Below are 15784 nucleotides of genomic sequence, written 5' to 3' on the forward strand. Positions count from 1 at the left end.
TAAATAAAAACGCAGCTGCGGAGATGTCCGCAGCTGCGTTTCTTATGGAAGCACTGATACCTTGGGTGCTCCCTTGTATTGTTATTTCCCCAGCGTGATATCCGCCTCGAACATGCGGTTCCACGGGAACGATACCGTAAGATCCGCGAGACCGTCAAGCGGCGGCAGATTCTCCTCTGCGAAGCGGATCAGGAAGCGCCGCGCACGGCTCTCGACTGCCTCGCGCTTGCTGTCGAGACTGCCGTAGACGCCCTCCCCGCGCAGCCAGGCGAGCTGGCGCGCGAGGACGTTGCGCACGTTGGCCTGATAGGCCCAGTCATCGAGATAGCGCGTGAGCAGGAGATCATCGATGGCGTCATCTTTCATGCGATGCGTGAGCATACCCTCGCCGAGCACGAAGCCCGTGCTGTTCGTCGCCGTGTTCCAACCCGCGTAGGCACGGAGCTTGAAGAGCAGTCCGCGCGATTTAAGCTCCTGCATGAGCGCATTGTCGGCGCCGTTCGCGTAGGCGATATCCGCGACGCCGACGGGATAGCCCGCGTTCACATAATCCTCGACGATGCTCGCCATGAACTTCGTGCCCTCGCGCGCCGTTCCGTCGTTCGCGCGGTCATTCGCCTCATACGTCTTGCCATTCGGATTCGTGTTGACCATCAGCACGAAGTCAGCCTTAGCAGGTGCATCGACCGCCATGCCGCCCGCCGCGGCGACGGCATCGGCGATGGACGCACTGATGGGCTCGTCGGAGTAGGATGGGACGGTCGCGCCGCCGCGTCCCCAGTTATAGCGCACGAAGACGAACGGCACCTGGCGCTCGATGTCATTGACGGCACGCGTCAGAAGCAGCATGCCGATCTCATCGATGCCTGCCATGGCCTGATAGCGCGTCTTGCCGAGATCCTTGCCATAGTCTGCAAGGTGACGGCTCTCGAGATGTGTCTGCGAGTACGGCGCATTGTCGTCACGGCCGAGCACGAAATAGTTAAAATCATTTGCGCGCGTGAGGTCGATGAGACGCTTGTTCGCGTCGAAATTCTTCGCGCGGCGCCCCAGCCAATCCGCGAGGGATTTCTGCGGGATGAGCTTCTCGAGGAACGCGTATTCCTTCTTCTCGCGACGCGTGAGACCCTCGACCTCGCTCTTGTCCTTGAGCACAGTATAGCGGAAGATATCTGCGCCGTAGTTCCGATAGTAGCCTGGCTCTTCGTGGCCCGAGGCCTCGCCGGAACGCGGCGTACGCATGATAGAGCCGAAGACGTAGAGCGAGAGCTTCGGATTCTCCTTGCGGAACACCGCGAACCTCTCTGCGCGCGCGAGGATCTGCTCCTCCGTGTACTCGTGCTTGCGCGAGCCGACGAGACTGCCGTAGAGCATGGCGTCCGATGAGATGACGGCCGCTCTAGCATCCTTGGCGTTCTCATCGAGCCACTGCCAGAGCTCGTCTGGATGACCAAGATTCTGACGGCTGCCGAGCAGCTCGTCCGGCGGTACAACCACATCGTAGCCGAGCTTCTCGACGGCGGCCGCCGTCTGCTTATCAGAAATCGGCCGGTTGTCGTGCGGGATGAAGATGATTTTATCCGGCGCTTTCTCCTTGTGGCGCGCGTCCGCGCTGGGCACCGCGGCGAACAGCACGCAGAGCAGCACGCAGAGACATCTGAGCCATCGTTTCATAGGTACCTCCCTCCGTTTCTCTCGTATCACTTCACAAGTTCAAGCAGCGATGCCTTTACATCGTCCGGCACATCGAGCCGCGTCTCGAAGAGGATCCCCCCCTCCTGCGGCGTCGCGCTCTTGATCTCTACCATATCGAGCAGGCGATGGCCTCGCACCTCGGTCTGGCCGAGACGCGAGGCCGCGAGAACGTCGCTGTAATCGACGAAGATTGTATTATGCTTGATCTTCACAGGCAGATCCTCCGGCATCTCGAGATGGCCGACCATGCGCTCTGCCATCGAGAGTGAGATGCGCGAAAAGACCCAGCTCATGAGCCCGTGCTGCGGGATATTCTTCTCTCGCACGCGGAATTTCATATAGGACTTATCCCCATCGTGCACGAAGTCCTCGATGGTGCCTGTAAGCTCGACAGGGCCTACCTTGCGCGTGTCCGCCGTGATCTTCAGACGGCCGTTCGCGAGCGACTGGAGCCTGAGCCCCTTGACAGGCGCCGTGTCGCCTGCGTCCGCGAGCGACTTCGCGATGGCATCGTTCATCATCTCATCCGAGACGAAGAGCTTTCCATCCGCGATTTCCTCGAGTGTCGCACGGTCCCAGGTATCGCGTACCACCTGGATGGCCGGTCCGTAGTCCTTGACAGCCTGTTCGACCTTCGCGATGTCGATTTTCGCGAGCGCCTGCTGCCAGCTTGCCGGCATATCCATAAAGCTACCTCCTCCTTATGAAAGCATGCAGATCGTGTGCCCCGTGTCGTCCCGCCGGGTCTCGCACCGATGAGAGACTGCCGCGTGCCTCAAGCCTCCGCTGCGTCTTTTTTCTCACGGATCTCCTGCCAGAGATCGCGCGCATGGTCGTAGATTTTCGGATCCATGACGCGCAGATTCTGGTCGCCGATGATACGGGAGAGATATTGCGTCGCCTTCTCCATCTCACCGAGCCGATAATAGATGGCACCGATGAGATAGATGACCATGTTGTCCGTCATCGCGCCCTGCGGGTAGTGCTCTTTCATGATGGACTGGTCATAGAGCTCCGCCGCATGCCGCATCGCTTCCTGCTCATGCGCCTCGTCTCCTGCCGAGCGATAGACCCAGCCGAGATGCAGGTAGAGCCCCGCTCGGTGCGCGAGCGAAGCGTCGATGAGCTCCGCATAGTAGATGGCGAGCTTATAGGAGGCGACGGCCTCCGGCACGCCGCGCACCGGTGTGAACTCGAGCGCGAGTTGACGCTTGCTCAGGAACTCGCGGATCTTCTGCTTATTGCGCGCGGGGAGCGGCGTGAGGAAATGCTTCTCGTCCGCCGCGAAGCCGCAGTGCTCGCAGAACCAGATATGATAATAGTAGGGATTGATGCCCTTATAGTGAACGCAGAAATCCTCGTCCGTCTTCTCCGCGATGATCCGCGATTTCAGCTTGATGACGCGAGTTGTTTCACCGCAGATCGGACATGGCTTATCAACGACAAATGTATATTCCCCCATGCATGCATGCTCCTTCCCTAGATGTTCCATTATCGTATCATAGATTCCTTAAAAAGAAAAGAGCCGTGCGCTCGCACAGCTCCTTCCCCTTGCGCTGATGACCTATGAGCCATCGCACAGAGCACATGGTTCTCGGTGACGTATGTCTCGGACCGTATGCCACGCCGCCGTCAATAGCGCCCATACTCCTCCGCGAGCGCACGAAGCGCCTTCGCGTCGAGCGCCATGAGGTAGTCCGGCTTCAGGCACCACTTCCAGTTGAGACCGATGGTGCCCGGCGTATTCATTCGTGCGCGGCTGTCGAGGCCGAGCAGATCCTGCATCGGCACGATGGCCAGGCGCGCGCGCGACGCGTAGGCGAAGCGGATGAGCTTCTTCGTGACGTCCTGCGGGTTTTCCTTGTCCGCGCCGATAAGCTGCGCGACGGCTGCCTGCGTCGGCTCGTTGATGTCCTTCGTGAACCAGCCGACCGTCGTGTTGTTATCGTGCGTGCCCGTGTAGATGACGCTGTTCTCCGGCGCGACAAAGCCAATGCGTCCCTTGTCATTGAGGAAGAGCGTGAAGTGAAGCACCTTCATGCCCGGGAAACCGCAGTCGTCGCGCAGCTTCTCGACCTCGTCGGTGATGATGCCGAGGTCCTCCGCCACGATGGGCAGGTCGCCGACCGCAGCGCGCACGGCATCAAAGAGCTCCTTGCCCGGCCCTTTTACCCAGCGGCCGTTGACGGCGGTCTTCGCCTTGCCGTCGATCTCCCAGAACGCTTCGAAGCCGCGGAAGTGGTCGATGCGCACGATGTCGACGAGCGAGAAGAGCTTGCGGAAGCGCGCAATCCACCAGCCGTAGCCCTCGTCCTTCATCGCCTGCCAGTTGTACTGCGGGTTGCCCCAGAGCTGGCCCGTCGCGCTGAAGTAGTCGGGCGGTACGCCCGCGACCGTCTTGGGCGTGCCGTCGATGTTGAGGTCGAAGAGCGGCTGATGCGCCCAGACATCGGCGCTGTCCTGCGAGAGGAAGATCGGCATGTCGCCGAGGATGCGGATGCCCTTCTTGGCCGCGTAGTCGTGAAGACGCTGCCACTGCGCGTCGAAGAGGAACTGCATGTATTTCGCAAAGCCCACATGCTCCTCGAGACGCGCCGCGAGTTCTTCGAGGGCCTTCGGCTCCCTGCGCTTCACGGCCTCTGGCCATTTCGTCCAATCCTCATGCTTGAAATCGGCCTTCGCCGCGACGAAGAGCGCATAGTCGTCGAGCCACGCCGCCTCTCGCGCGCAGAACGCCTGGTATTCCGGCAGTTCCTCACCGCCCGCCTTGAGGAAACGCGCGTACGATTTCTTCAGGCACTTGTGCTTGAACGTCCAGACGCGCGTGAAGTCGACGAACGAGCCGCCGCCCTGGTAGAGCACCTTCGTCTCCGCGGCCTGGAGCCAACCCTTCTCCACGAGGTCGTCGAGGTCGATGAGCATCGGGTTGCCCGCGAAGGCCGACGGCGACTGATAGGGCGAGTAGCCAAAGTCCACGGGGCCGAGCGGCAGGATCTGCCAGACCTTCTGCCCCGCCTCCGCGAGGAAATCGAGGAACGCATAGGCCTCCTTGCCGAGGTCGCCGATGCCGTATTTCGTCGGCAGGGAAGTCGGATGCAGGAGCACGCCCGCCGCGCGCTCGTAGCGCTGCGACTCGACCTGCTCGCGCAGCAGCATGCCGTGCAGCGGCTTCACTGTCACCGTGACCTGCCCGCGCACGACATCGTAGCGGCGCTCGGGATGGAACGCGTCGACGAAGGCGCCCTCCGCGAAGTCGCCGACATCGAGCGTCACGGTCCTTTCCTCGCTGCGGTGGCGATTGAAAATCGCGATGTAGGCATCGTTTTCCGCCTTCGCCCCGAAGACGTCATGACCGCTGCGGATGAGGCGCGCGAACGCGAGGAGATCGCCGTCGCCATAGAGCGGCAGGAGCTCGCCCGTCTGGAGCGCTGTATGCTCGTTGCGCTCCTTGATATAGCGGCGGTACCGCGACTGCACATAGGTATCGCCGTGCTCCCAGTTGTAGGGGCGGCGGTTGTAGGGATCCTTGAAGCCCTGCATCGCAATCTCGTCGCCGTAGTAGACGGAGGGAACGCCAGGATACGTCATCTGGAAAAGCACGGCCATCAAGAGGCGCGCCGTACCGAGATTATAGTGGTCGTCATCCATGTGGTAGCGCGACTGCTCGACGGCCGGCATGCCGTCGTAGAACGGTGCCTCGCCGAGGAACGTGAGCGCGCGCACGACATCGTGACTGCCGATGAGGTTCATCATCGCGTAGAAGTTTTCCTTCGGATAGTTCTCGCGCAGGCTCTCCATGCGGCGCATAGCGAGGCCGCCGTCGATGTAGCCCATGAGGAAGTCAAAGAGATGCTTGCGCAGCGGGTAGTTCATCGCAGAATCCATCTCGTGGCCGCAGAGGTACTCGCGCTGCTGCCCATAGGCGACCTTGTGCGAGGCGTCCTCCCAGACCTCGCCGATCATCACGGCGTCGGGATCCGTCGCCTTGAGCTCCTTGTAGAACGCCTGCGAGAAGGACGCGGGCAATTCGTCGATGACGTCGAGGCGCCAGCCGCTGATGCCCTCGCGCATCCAGTGGTGGAGCACGCTGTCCTCGCTGTGGATGATGAAGTCCATGTAGGAAGGTGTCGTCTCCGTAACATCGGGGAGGGTGTTGAAATTCCACCAGCACTCGTAGTCGTTCGGAAAGTTGCGGAAGTTATACCACTCGTAGTACGGCGAGTCCTTCGACTGGTAGGCGCCGACCGTATCGTACTGTCCCTGCCGGTTGAAATAGCGGCTGTTGCTGCCCGTATGACTGAACACGCCGTCGAGCAGGATGTGCATACCCTGCTTCTTTGCCGTATCGACAAGATGGCGGAAATCCTCGTTCGTGCCGAGGATCGGGTCGATCTTCAGATAATCGCCTGTATCGTAGTGGTGGTTGCTCTCAGACTCGAAGACCGGGTTGAGATAGATGGTGTTGATGCCGAGTTCCTTGAGATATGGCAGCTTCGACTCGATGCCCCGGAGGTTACCGCCGAAGAAATCATAGGCGACGATTTCCTTTGTATCTGGGTCCTTGTAGTAGCATGGATCGTCCTGCCAGGAGGCATGGTAGACCGCGCCGCGCTTCTCGATGAGCTTATCGCCTACCCGGCAGAAACGGTCGGGGAAGATCTGGTACATGACGGCGTGCTTGAACCAGTCCGGGGTCTTCGCACCCTTATCGTAGACGGTGATCTGAAAAGACGGCGGTGCCTGATCGTAGAGCGCGCCCTCGCCGCCGAGCTGTTCCTGATTGTTCCCATAAAACTGCGTGCCCGTCGAGGTCACGATGATGAAGTAATACCAGAGCAGGCAGCCCGTCTCCGGCATGGGAACCTTGGTCTTGTAGAACTTCTCCTCCGCCTCCATATCGGCGTCCGTCGTGAGCGGGTAGAGCTTTTCGCCCTTCCCCTCCTGCCAGAGGCGCAGCAGCACCTGGCGGATGTCCTCGCGCGTCTTGAGTCTCAGCCCCAGCTGCAGGATGCTGCCGGCCTCGACAGCCCCGATGGTGGAACGGTAATAGATATTCTGGGAATTATGCTCTGCCTGCTCTCTCTCAATCATGGCTCTCTCCCCTTGTCTGGAATGAATTTCTTCCTTCGTATCCTGGTGCAGATCATGAACTTCCATGAAGAAAGCCCGGCAACAAGTGCCGGGCCTTCTGACCTGGCAACTTTTTACTTTGCGGTCAGTCTTTTATAGAGTGCTTCGTATTCTTTTGCCGAACGCTTCCAGCTGAAATCAGACTGTACGGCGTTGAGCTGGATCTTGTGCCAGATCTCATAGTTGCCGTAGAAGCTCAGCGCCCGCTTGAGCGCGTACATCATCTCATGGGCATTGTAGTTATCGAAAACGAACCCATTGCCCTCCTGCGTATACTTGTTGTACTGCTGGACGGTATCCTTGAGGCCGCCCGTCTGGCGCACGACAGGAATCGTACCATAGCGCAGCGCGATGAGCTGGCCGATACCGCACGGCTCGTAGTTCGACGGCATGAGGAAGATGTCCGCACCTGCGTAGATGCGCTGCGCAAGCTCGTTGGAGAAATAGATGTTGACAGAGACCTTCTTCGGATAGCGCCATGCGAGGCCCTTGAACCAGTCCTCATAGCGCTTCTCACCGGTGCCGAGCACGACGAGCTGGATGTCCTCATGCTGGAGAATCTCATCCATCATGCGCACGACGAGGTCCATGCCCTTCGGCTCGACGAGACGCGAGACGATGGCGATGAGAGGCACCTTGCGGCGCTCGGGCAGGCCGAGCGACTTCTGCAGTTCCGTCTTGTTGTCGAGCTTGCGATCGAGACTCCCCTCGTCATACGTCTCAAAGATGTACTTGTCCGTGCGCGGATTGTAGACGTCATAGTCGATGCCGTTCACGATGCCCGAGAGATCCTGCTCGCGGCTCCGCAGCAGGCCATCGAGATGCTCGCCGAAATACGGATACTGGATCTCCTTCGCGTATGTCTTCGATACCGTCGTAACAGCATCGGCATAGATGATGCCGCCCTTCATGAAGTTCACGGCATCGTAGAACTCGAGATCGCCGTTGTTGAAATACTTCCAATCGAGGCCGAGCACATCAGGCATGACATCCTTCGGAAAGACGCCCTGATACTTGAGATTGTGGATGGTGTAGACGGTCTTGATGCGCTCGTAGCGCGCATCCCCCATATGCTCGAGCTTGAGAAACACATTCACGAGTCCCGCGTGCCAGTCATTCGTATGGATGACATCCGGCCAGAAATCCATCTCTGGCAAGAGGTCGAGCACCGCGCGGCTGAAGAAGGAGAAACGCTCCGCGTCGTCGTCGTAGCCGTAAAACCCTTCGCGATTGAAATATTCCTCGTTGTCGACGAAGTAATACGTCACGCCGTCGAGCTCGTACTTGTCAAGGCCGACGTATTTCTTGCGCCAGGCCACGGGGAGCTCGCCGTCATAGACGTGCTCCATCGCGTTCCTGTACGCCTCGGGAATCTTGCCGAACTTCGGCATGATGACCCGCACATCCACGCCATCGGCCTTGAGTGCCTTCGGCAAGGAGCCTGCAACATCTGCCAGTCCCCCCGTCTTGGCAAACGGCACAGCCTCTGCTGCAACATAAAGAATCTTCATCTCACACATCCTCCTCACTCATTCGCGGCCTGAGCTGCCGTGTTCCTCCTTGTCGTCCGCGTCGTGCGCTTGCGGGCAGTCTCTGTTGCTTCTGTTTGCTCACTCTTTTCCGCTTTGTCCGCCATCTTTTTCGACGCTGCGCGCGTGCGCTTCACGAGAGGCTTTTTCGCTGCCGTTTCCCCTGCGTCAGCTGCCTTCTTGTGCGTCGTACGCGTGCGCGTTTTTTTCTCTGTATCTTTTGCTGCTGCCTTTTTTGCGACAGCAGCACCGGCGGTCTTTTCCTCTGCTACCGGCTTGGCAGACTTTGTCACCGCCCGTTTCTTGGCCGTTTTCGCGGTCGTCTTAGCGCTCTTGGCTGTCTTGACAGTTCTCGTCGCCTTGGCGGACTTTGTCGTCTTGGCGGCAGTGCGGCGCTTGGGCTTTGCCGCGGCGGCAACCGTTTTTGCCTCGGATGCCTCCTTGCTCTCGCCCTTGGCCTCGACCTCCTCAGGGACAGATGCACCCCCACGGCCCGCGGCGGCCGTGCCGCGCAGGCGCAGGTAGACGGTCGCGAGCGGCGGCACCGTGAGTGCGATGGACTGCGAGCGATTGTGCCATGGCACGTCCTCACTCGCGAGATCGCCGTTCTTCACGCCGCTGCCGCCATAGGCCTCGTCGTCACTGTTGAACACCTCGTAGTAGACGCCCTTCTTCGGCACGCCGATACGGTAGCCATGACGCACCTCCGGCGTGAAGTTGCAGACGGCGATGAGGAAGTCGTCGCCATCCTCCGCCTTGCGGATGAAGGAGATGACGCTGTTCTCATTGTCATCGGGATCAATCCACTGGAAGCCGTTCCAATCGAAATCGACCTGCCAGAGCGCCTTGTTCTCGCAGTAGAACTTGTTGAGCGCGCGGCTGTACTCGAGCATCTTCGTATGCATCGGGTATTTCTGCACGAGGTGCCAGTCGAGGCTGTCGTCGTACTTCCACTCGATGAACTGCCCGAACTCGCCGCCCATGAAGAGCAGCTTCTTGCCCGGATGCGCCATCCAGTAACCGAAAAAGGCGCGCAGGTTCGCGAACTTCTGCCAGTAGTCGCCCGGCATCTTGCCGATGAGCGAGCATTTGCCGTGCACGACCTCGTCATGCGAGAGCGGCAGCACGAAGTTCTCGCTGAACGCGTACATGAACGAGAACGTGACCTTGTCGTGGTTCCACTTGCGGTAGATGGGATCGAGGCTCATGTACTTGAGCATATCGTTCATCCAGCCCATGTTCCACTTGTAGTTGAAGCCCATGCCGCCCATGTAGACGGGGCGGGAGATCAGCGGCCAGGCCGTCGACTCCTCCGCGATCATGAGCGCCTGCGGATGATACTTGAACACCGTCTCGTTGAGCTTCTTGATGAAGTCCATCGCCTCGAGGTTGCCCGTCTCGCCGTATTTGTTCGGCGTCCACTCGCCGTCCTTGCGGCCGTAGTTGAGGTAGAGCATGTTCGCCACGGCGTCGATGCGCAGCCCGTCGATATGGAACTCCTCGAACCAGAAGAGCGCGTTCGAGATGAGGAAGCTCTGCACTTCCGTGCGGCCGTAGTCGAAGTTCGTCGTGCCCCACTCCCAGTTCTCCGCACGCTGCTCGTTATCCGACTCGTAGAGCGTCATGCCGTCGAAATGGCGCAGGCCCTGCTCATCCTTGCAGAAATGCCCCGGCACCCAGTCCATGATGACGCCGATGCCCGCCGCATGCGCCTTGTCGACGAGGTAGCGGAAATCGTCCGGCGTGCCGTAGCGGCTCGTCACCGCGTAGTAGCCCGTCGCCTGATAGCCCCACGAGCCGTCGAAGGGATGCTCGCAGAGCGGCATGAACTCGATGTGCGTGTAGTGCATCTGCTTGACATAGTCAACGAGCTGATCCGCGAGATCGCGGTAAGAGAGATACTCGCCGTCGAGCGTCCGCCGCCACGAGCCCGCGTGCACCTCATAAGTGAGCATCGGTCGCTCGTAGCTGGACTCCGTCTTTTTTTCTTCCTGCCAGGCTCCATCCTGCCACGCGTAATGGTTGAGGTCGTAGAGACGCGACGCCGTGTTCGGCTTTTTCTCCGCGTAGAACCCGTAGGGATCCGCCTTCATGATGTGCGGACCGCCCCACTGTGGCTCAATGGCGTACTTGTAAATGTCGCCCTCCTGCAGTCCCTCGATGAAGACCTCCCAAATCTCGCCGTCGCCGATGCGCTGCATCGGATGGCGGCGCGTGTCCCACTCGTTGAAATCGCCGACGACGCTCACGGATTTCGCGTGCGGTGCCCATACGGCGAAGCGCACACCATCCTTGCCGTCCTGCGTCATGAAATGCGCGCCGAGCATCTCATAAGCGTGATAGTTCGTTCCCTGATGAAAAAGATACAGGTCGAACTCACTCAAATCTGATGTCTTCATAGGACTCCCCCCTGCTTCCGTCCCCAGACAACGGAACATTCATCTGTCATATCATCATACCCAAGAGCCGTCAGCCTCGGCGATACCGACAGCCAGCGGCTCCCTTGCCGCGCAGGTATCCCGCGCGGTACATCTCCTTTGGCGGCTCAGCCGATGACGACCGGCTTGACCTGCCAGATCTCCTTCGCGTATTCTTCAATCGTGCGATCGGAGGAGAACCCGCCGGAATTCGCGATGTTAACAGCCGAGCTCCTGAGCCAGTGATAACGATCCTTATAGCGGCGATAGACCTCCTCATGCGCCTTCGCATACGCTCGAAAATCCTTAAGGATGAAGAACTCATCATTTTCATGTACAAGATAGTCGAAGAGCGAGTGGAAGTCACCGTAAGTACCGTCTGTAAGCTGATCGACCACGAAGTGCACATCCGGGTCGGTATTGTACTCATCCCACGCAGAGTAGGTGCCCGTCGCGTAGTAGTTCAGGACCTCCTCCGCCTTGAGCCCGAAAATCACGCAGTTCGCATCGCCGCCAACCGCCTCGCGAATCTCGACATTCGCGCCGTCGAGTGTGCCAAGCGTGATCGCGCCGTTCATCATGAACTTCATATTGCCCGTGCCCGAGGCCTCCTTCGATGCCGTCGAGATCTGCTCAGAGACATCGGCCGCCGGATAGACGAGCTCGCCGATGGAAACACCGAAATTCTCGATGAATACGACCTTGAGCGTCTTATTCGTCTCTGGATCGGCGTTGACCTTCGCCGCGACGGCGTTGATGAGACGGATCGTCTCCTTCGCGATGAAATAACCGGGTGCCGCCTTGCCGCCGAAGAAATACGTCGTTGGCAGCATCGTGAACGTCTTGTCCGTCTTGAGCCTGTGGTACTGGTACATGATGTGCAGGATATTCATGAGCTGGCGCTTGTAGGAATGGATGCGCTTGACCTGGATATCGAAAATCGTATCGGGATCCACGCGAATGCCGTTGTGCTTCTCGATATAAGCGGCGAGCGCCGTCTTGCGGATTTTCTTGATTTTTTCTAATTCCGCGAGGAACGGCTTGTTATCTACCATATCGTTCAGGATATCCATCTGCTCCGGATGGCGGTGCCAACGGTGGCTGCCGATCGTCTTGTCGATGAGCGCCGAGAGTTCCGGGTTCGCGCCCATGAGCCAGCGACGGTGCGTGATGCCGTTCGTCTTGTTGTTGAAGAGGCGTGGATTGTACTCATAGAAATCATGCAGAGTCGTCGACTTCAGGATGTCCGTATGGATCTTTGCGACGCCGTTGACACTGTGGCTGCCGACGATGGCGAGGCGCGCCATATGAACCATATCATCCTGGATGATGGAGAGCGCATGCACCTTGCCCTCGTTCTCCGGATAGCGCTCGCGCACATCGATGAGCCAGCGGCGGTTGATTTCGTCGACAATCATGTAGATACGCGGCAGCAGCGTCTTGAACATCTCGACCGGCCACTTCTCAAGAGCCTCCGGCATGATCGTGTGGTTCGTGTACGCCATCGTGTTCTTCGTGATGGCCCACGCCTCGTTCCACTCGAGCCCCTCCTCATCGACGAGGATGCGCATGAGCTCTGCGACACAGAGCGCCGGATGGGTATCGTTGATGTGGATGGCGATCTTCTTCGCGAAATCGTGGATGTTGAGCCCCGCCTTCTTGTAATGGCGCACGATGCTCTGCACACCGGCGGAGACGAGGAAGTACTCCTGGATAAGACGCATGCGGCGCCCGTCGTAGGTGCTGTCGTCCGGATAGAGGAACTGCGTGATGGACTCGACGAACTCACGGTACTCGCTCTTCTTCTTGCGCTGCTCCTTTGTGAGCATGCCGTAATCGGAGAAATCACGATTGACCTCCGCGTTCCAGAGGCGCAACGTGTTGACCGTACTGTTATGATAGCCGACGATCGGCACATCGTAGGGCACAGCCATGACTGTGAGCGGATCCTCATAGACGACTTGAAGCGAGCCATCGTCCATCTTCTTCATGTAGGCGTTGCCGTTGAACTTGACGTCGATGGCCTTATCCGGCTTGCGATACTCCCAGGCGAAACCATTCTTGAGCCAGTTATCAGGGATCTCAACCTGGTTGCCGTCGACGATCTTCTGCTCGAAGAGGCCGTACTGGTAGCGGATGCTGCAGCCATGTCCCGGCAGGCGGTGCGCCGCCATAGAGTCGATGAAGCAGGCCGCGAGGCGGCCGAGTCCGCCGTTGCCGAGTCCAGCATCCGGCTCCTCCTCATACGTCTCACTCAGGTCGATCTTGAGGCCTGCGAGCACATCCTCCACGGCATCCTGGATGCCGAGGTTCATGAGGTTTGACTTCAGCAGGCGGCCGAGCAGGAACTCGATGGAGAAATAGTAGACCTGCTTTTCTCCCCGCTCCATATACGCACTATTCGTCTTGATCCAATTCTCCGTAATGAACTGCTTCGCTGTCGCAGCCACGGTCTGGTAGACTTCGTTCTTGGTGAGCTCGTTGATCTCCCGCCCCCACATCACATGCGCGGCATTGATGAAACGGCGGCGGAGCGACTCCTTGAGCGCCTCATACTCTCTATCCTTGCGAACGTCCTTTTTCTCCCTTGCCAAATGAAACACTCCCCACTTGCTGATACAAAAAACGTAGAAGACCGCCAGGAGCCATACCTCCCAGCGGCCCATGTCTTTAGATTACCACGTTTTTCGTCACAATCAAAGGGTAATTCGGCGCTCCTTTGAGCCATTTATCCTTAGAAATGGTAACATTTTTGTCACAAATTACATTCTCGACGAGCGAGCCATCCTGGATGTCGCCTTTCTGCATGATGATGGAGTTCTTGATCTTCACGTCCTTGCCGACGGTCACGCCGCGGAAAAGAATGCTGTTCTCCACCTCGCCGCGGATGATACAGCCGTTCGCTACGAGCGAGTTCCTGACCTCCGCCGTCTCCTTGTACTGCACGGGTACCTCATCCTTGACCTTCGTGTAAATGGAGTTCTCGCCCATGAAGAGTTCCTCCCAGACCTCCGGCTGCAGGATGTCCATATTTGCCTTGTAGTAGGCCGCCGTAGAGTCGATGTGCGCGACATAGCCATCATGTTCATAAGCGTAGATCGTATACTCGTTCGCACGGCGGATGATGCCGTCCATGAGGAGATCCTGCCCGCCGTGCTCGTAGGTATAGCGCACCATCTCGACGAAAACCTTTTTCTCCATGAGGTAGATCGAGAGCGAGACCTTCGAGCCGTCGTAGACGGCAGGCTTTTCGGAAATATCCTCTACGAGCCCATTGTCCGCTGTCTCAAGCACGACGTTCTTGCCGATGGACTCCTCTGCCGCCGTATGATAGACCATCGTGATGTCCGCCCCCGTGTTCTGGTGGAAGCGCAGGACGGGATTAAAGTCCATATTGTAGACGAAACTGCCGCGCGCGAGCAGCACGTAGCGCTCCTTGCTGTGCTCGATGTAGTCGAGGTTGTGGTAGAAATTCTTGAGATCCCCCTTGCGCTGATCCTCGTCGTCCTTCGCATACGGGAGGTAGAACAGCCCCTCGTGACGGCGGGCGAGATCCCAGTCCTTGCCCGAGCGCAGATGGTCGAGCACGGAACGCGGCTCGTCCGGAAGCATGATGCCGACGTTCCGTACGCCGGAATTCACCATGCTCGAAAGCGCAAAATCTATAAGGCGGTACCGCCCCGCGAAAGGAATCGACTCGACCGCTCTTTGATCCGCGAGCTCGCGGATCAGGCTTTTCTTCTCCTGAAGATCGACAATTCCCATGACCGTTTTCAATGTCGTCACCCCACTTAGAAATCTCATCCTCACAGCCGACGCGGCTTGCTCAGCCCGCTTGCTTGGAACCGGCTTCCGACTGGACGGACTCGCCCTCCGCGACCACCGTGATGGCTCCCTTCGCGCCCTCGACGCGCGCCTCCGCCGCGATCTCGCAATTCTGCGCTACGATGGCGTAGTCGACAACGGCGTTCTCCCCAACTGTCGTATAGGGCATGATGACGGAGTTCTTGACCTTTGCGCCCTTGCCGATGCGCACGCCGGGGAAGATCACGGAGTTTTCCACCTCGCCGAGCACCATCGACCCCTCGCTGACCATCGAGTTCTTGATCTTGGCGTCCGGACCGACATAATGCGGCGGCATCGAGGCGTTCGACGAATAGATTTTCCACTCGCCGTTGAGCTCGAACGGCGGCTCATCCTGCAAGAGATCCATATTGGCCTGCCAGAGGCTCTCGATCGTGCCGACATCCTTCCAGTAGCCCTCGAAAGCGTAGGAGTAGAGGCGCGCCTTGTCCGCGAGCATCTTCGGGATGATGTTCTTGCCGAAGTCATGACTCGACGTCTCATCCTTCGCATCCTCGATGAGGTATTTCTCGAGGAATGCCTTGTTGAAGATATAGATGCCCATCGACGCGAGATTGCTCTTCGGCTGTGCTGGTTTCTCCTCGAATTCCTCGATGCGGCCCTCTTCATCCGTATTCATGATGCCGAAGCGGGGCGCTTCCTCCCACGGCACCTCGATGACGCCGATGGTCGCCTCGGCCTTGTTCTTCTTGTGTGCCTCGAGCATCCAGGAGTAATCCATCGTATAGATGTGGTCGCCCGAGAGGATGAGCACATACTCTGGATCCGCGAGATCGATGAAGTTGAGGTTCTGATAGATCGCGTCCGCCGTGCCGCGGTACCAATCCGCGCCCTTGTCGCGCGCGTATGGCGGCAGGATGAAGATGCCGCCGTCTTTTGTGTCGAGATCCCACGAACTGCCGGAGGCCAGGTAGTTATGCAGTTCCAGCGGGCGGTACTGTGTGAGCACGCCGACCTTGTCGATGCCGGAGTTCGCGCAGTTGCTGAGCGGGAAGTCGATGATGCGATACTTGCCGCCGAACGGCACCGCTGGCTTCGCGATGTTCTTCGTCAGCGCTCCCAGACGGCTTCCCTGGCCGCCCGCCAAAATCATTGCCAAGCATTCAGTCTTTCTCATAACAATTACCCCCCATGGTATCAAAAGCAATG

At 58.7% G+C, this 15784-nt stretch carries 9 protein-coding genes; all 9 read right to left on the reverse strand.

The window, feature by feature from the left end:
- Positions 1 to 81: 81 nt before the first annotated feature.
- The 9 genes from F599_RS0105015 to F599_RS0105055 all read right to left on the reverse strand — a co-directional run bounded on the left by F599_RS0105015 (position 82) and on the right by F599_RS0105055 (position 15752).
- Positions 82 to 1674: a DUF4127 family protein gene (locus F599_RS0105015; RefSeq protein WP_019542431.1), complete on the reverse strand. Its 1593-nt coding sequence runs from the start codon at positions 1672 to 1674 to the stop codon at positions 82 to 84.
- Between the two features lie 26 nt (positions 1675 to 1700).
- A complete protein-coding gene (locus F599_RS0105020) occupies positions 1701 to 2381 on the reverse strand; it encodes a hypothetical protein (RefSeq protein WP_019542432.1) in 681 nt (226 codons plus the stop codon).
- Positions 2382 to 2470: 89 nt separating this feature from the next.
- The gene (locus tag F599_RS0105025) at positions 2471 to 3157 is read right to left on the reverse strand and encodes a DUF2225 domain-containing protein (protein WP_019542433.1); all 687 of its coding nucleotides are present in this window, start codon (positions 3155 to 3157) and stop codon (positions 2471 to 2473) included.
- Positions 3158 to 3327: 170 nt separating this feature from the next.
- Entirely contained in the window at positions 3328 to 6786 is a 3459-nt protein-coding gene (gene malQ, locus F599_RS0105030) for a 4-alpha-glucanotransferase (protein WP_019542434.1), read from the reverse strand.
- A gap of 113 nt (positions 6787 to 6899) precedes the next feature.
- Positions 6900 to 8336 (reverse strand): glycogen synthase GlgA, encoded by a 1437-nt coding sequence (gene glgA / locus F599_RS0105035; RefSeq protein ID WP_019542435.1) that lies wholly within the window; start codon positions 8334 to 8336, stop codon positions 6900 to 6902.
- A 14-nt stretch (positions 8337 to 8350) separates the two neighbouring features.
- On the reverse strand, positions 8351 to 10753 hold the full coding sequence (gene glgB, locus F599_RS0105040) for a 1,4-alpha-glucan branching protein GlgB (RefSeq protein WP_019542436.1): 2403 nt from the start codon (positions 10751 to 10753) through the stop codon (positions 8351 to 8353).
- Between the two features lie 146 nt (positions 10754 to 10899).
- Positions 10900 to 13365 carry a glycogen/starch/alpha-glucan phosphorylase gene (locus F599_RS0105045; RefSeq protein WP_019542437.1) on the reverse strand — a complete coding sequence of 822 codons (2466 nt, stop codon included), beginning with the start codon at positions 13363 to 13365 and terminating at the stop codon, positions 10900 to 10902.
- A 76-nt stretch (positions 13366 to 13441) separates the two neighbouring features.
- The gene (gene glgD, locus F599_RS0105050; RefSeq protein ID WP_019542438.1) at positions 13442 to 14548 is read right to left on the reverse strand and encodes a glucose-1-phosphate adenylyltransferase subunit GlgD; all 1107 of its coding nucleotides are present in this window, start codon (positions 14546 to 14548) and stop codon (positions 13442 to 13444) included.
- A gap of 49 nt (positions 14549 to 14597) precedes the next feature.
- Entirely contained in the window at positions 14598 to 15752 is a 1155-nt protein-coding gene (locus F599_RS0105055; protein ID WP_026327832.1) for a glucose-1-phosphate adenylyltransferase, read from the reverse strand.
- Positions 15753 to 15784 lie beyond the last annotated feature (32 nt).

The organism is Selenomonas bovis DSM 23594 (assembly GCF_000381005.1).
Lineage (GTDB): Bacteria > Bacillota > Negativicutes > Selenomonadales > Selenomonadaceae > Selenomonas_C > Selenomonas_C bovis.

Bases quoted from the DNA above. Each gene is read 5' to 3' on its own strand.
- F599_RS0105015 (WP_019542431.1), bottom strand. From the start codon at position 1,674: ATGAAACGATGGCTCAGATGTCTCTGCGTGCTGCTCTGCGTGCTGTTC.
- F599_RS0105020 (WP_019542432.1), bottom strand. From the start codon at position 2,381: ATGGATATGCCGGCAAGCTGGCAGCAGGCGCTCGCGAAAATCGACATC.
- F599_RS0105025 (WP_019542433.1), bottom strand. From the start codon at position 3,157: ATGGGGGAATATACATTTGTCGTTGATAAGCCATGTCCGATCTGCGGT.
- malQ (WP_019542434.1), bottom strand. From the start codon at position 6,786: ATGATTGAGAGAGAGCAGGCAGAGCATAATTCCCAGAATATCTATTAC.
- glgA (WP_019542435.1), bottom strand. From the start codon at position 8,336: ATGAAGATTCTTTATGTTGCAGCAGAGGCTGTGCCGTTTGCCAAGACG.
- glgB (WP_019542436.1), bottom strand. From the start codon at position 10,753: ATGAAGACATCAGATTTGAGTGAGTTCGACCTGTATCTTTTTCATCAG.
- F599_RS0105055 (WP_026327832.1), bottom strand. From the start codon at position 15,752: ATGAGAAAGACTGAATGCTTGGCAATGATTTTGGCGGGCGGCCAGGGA.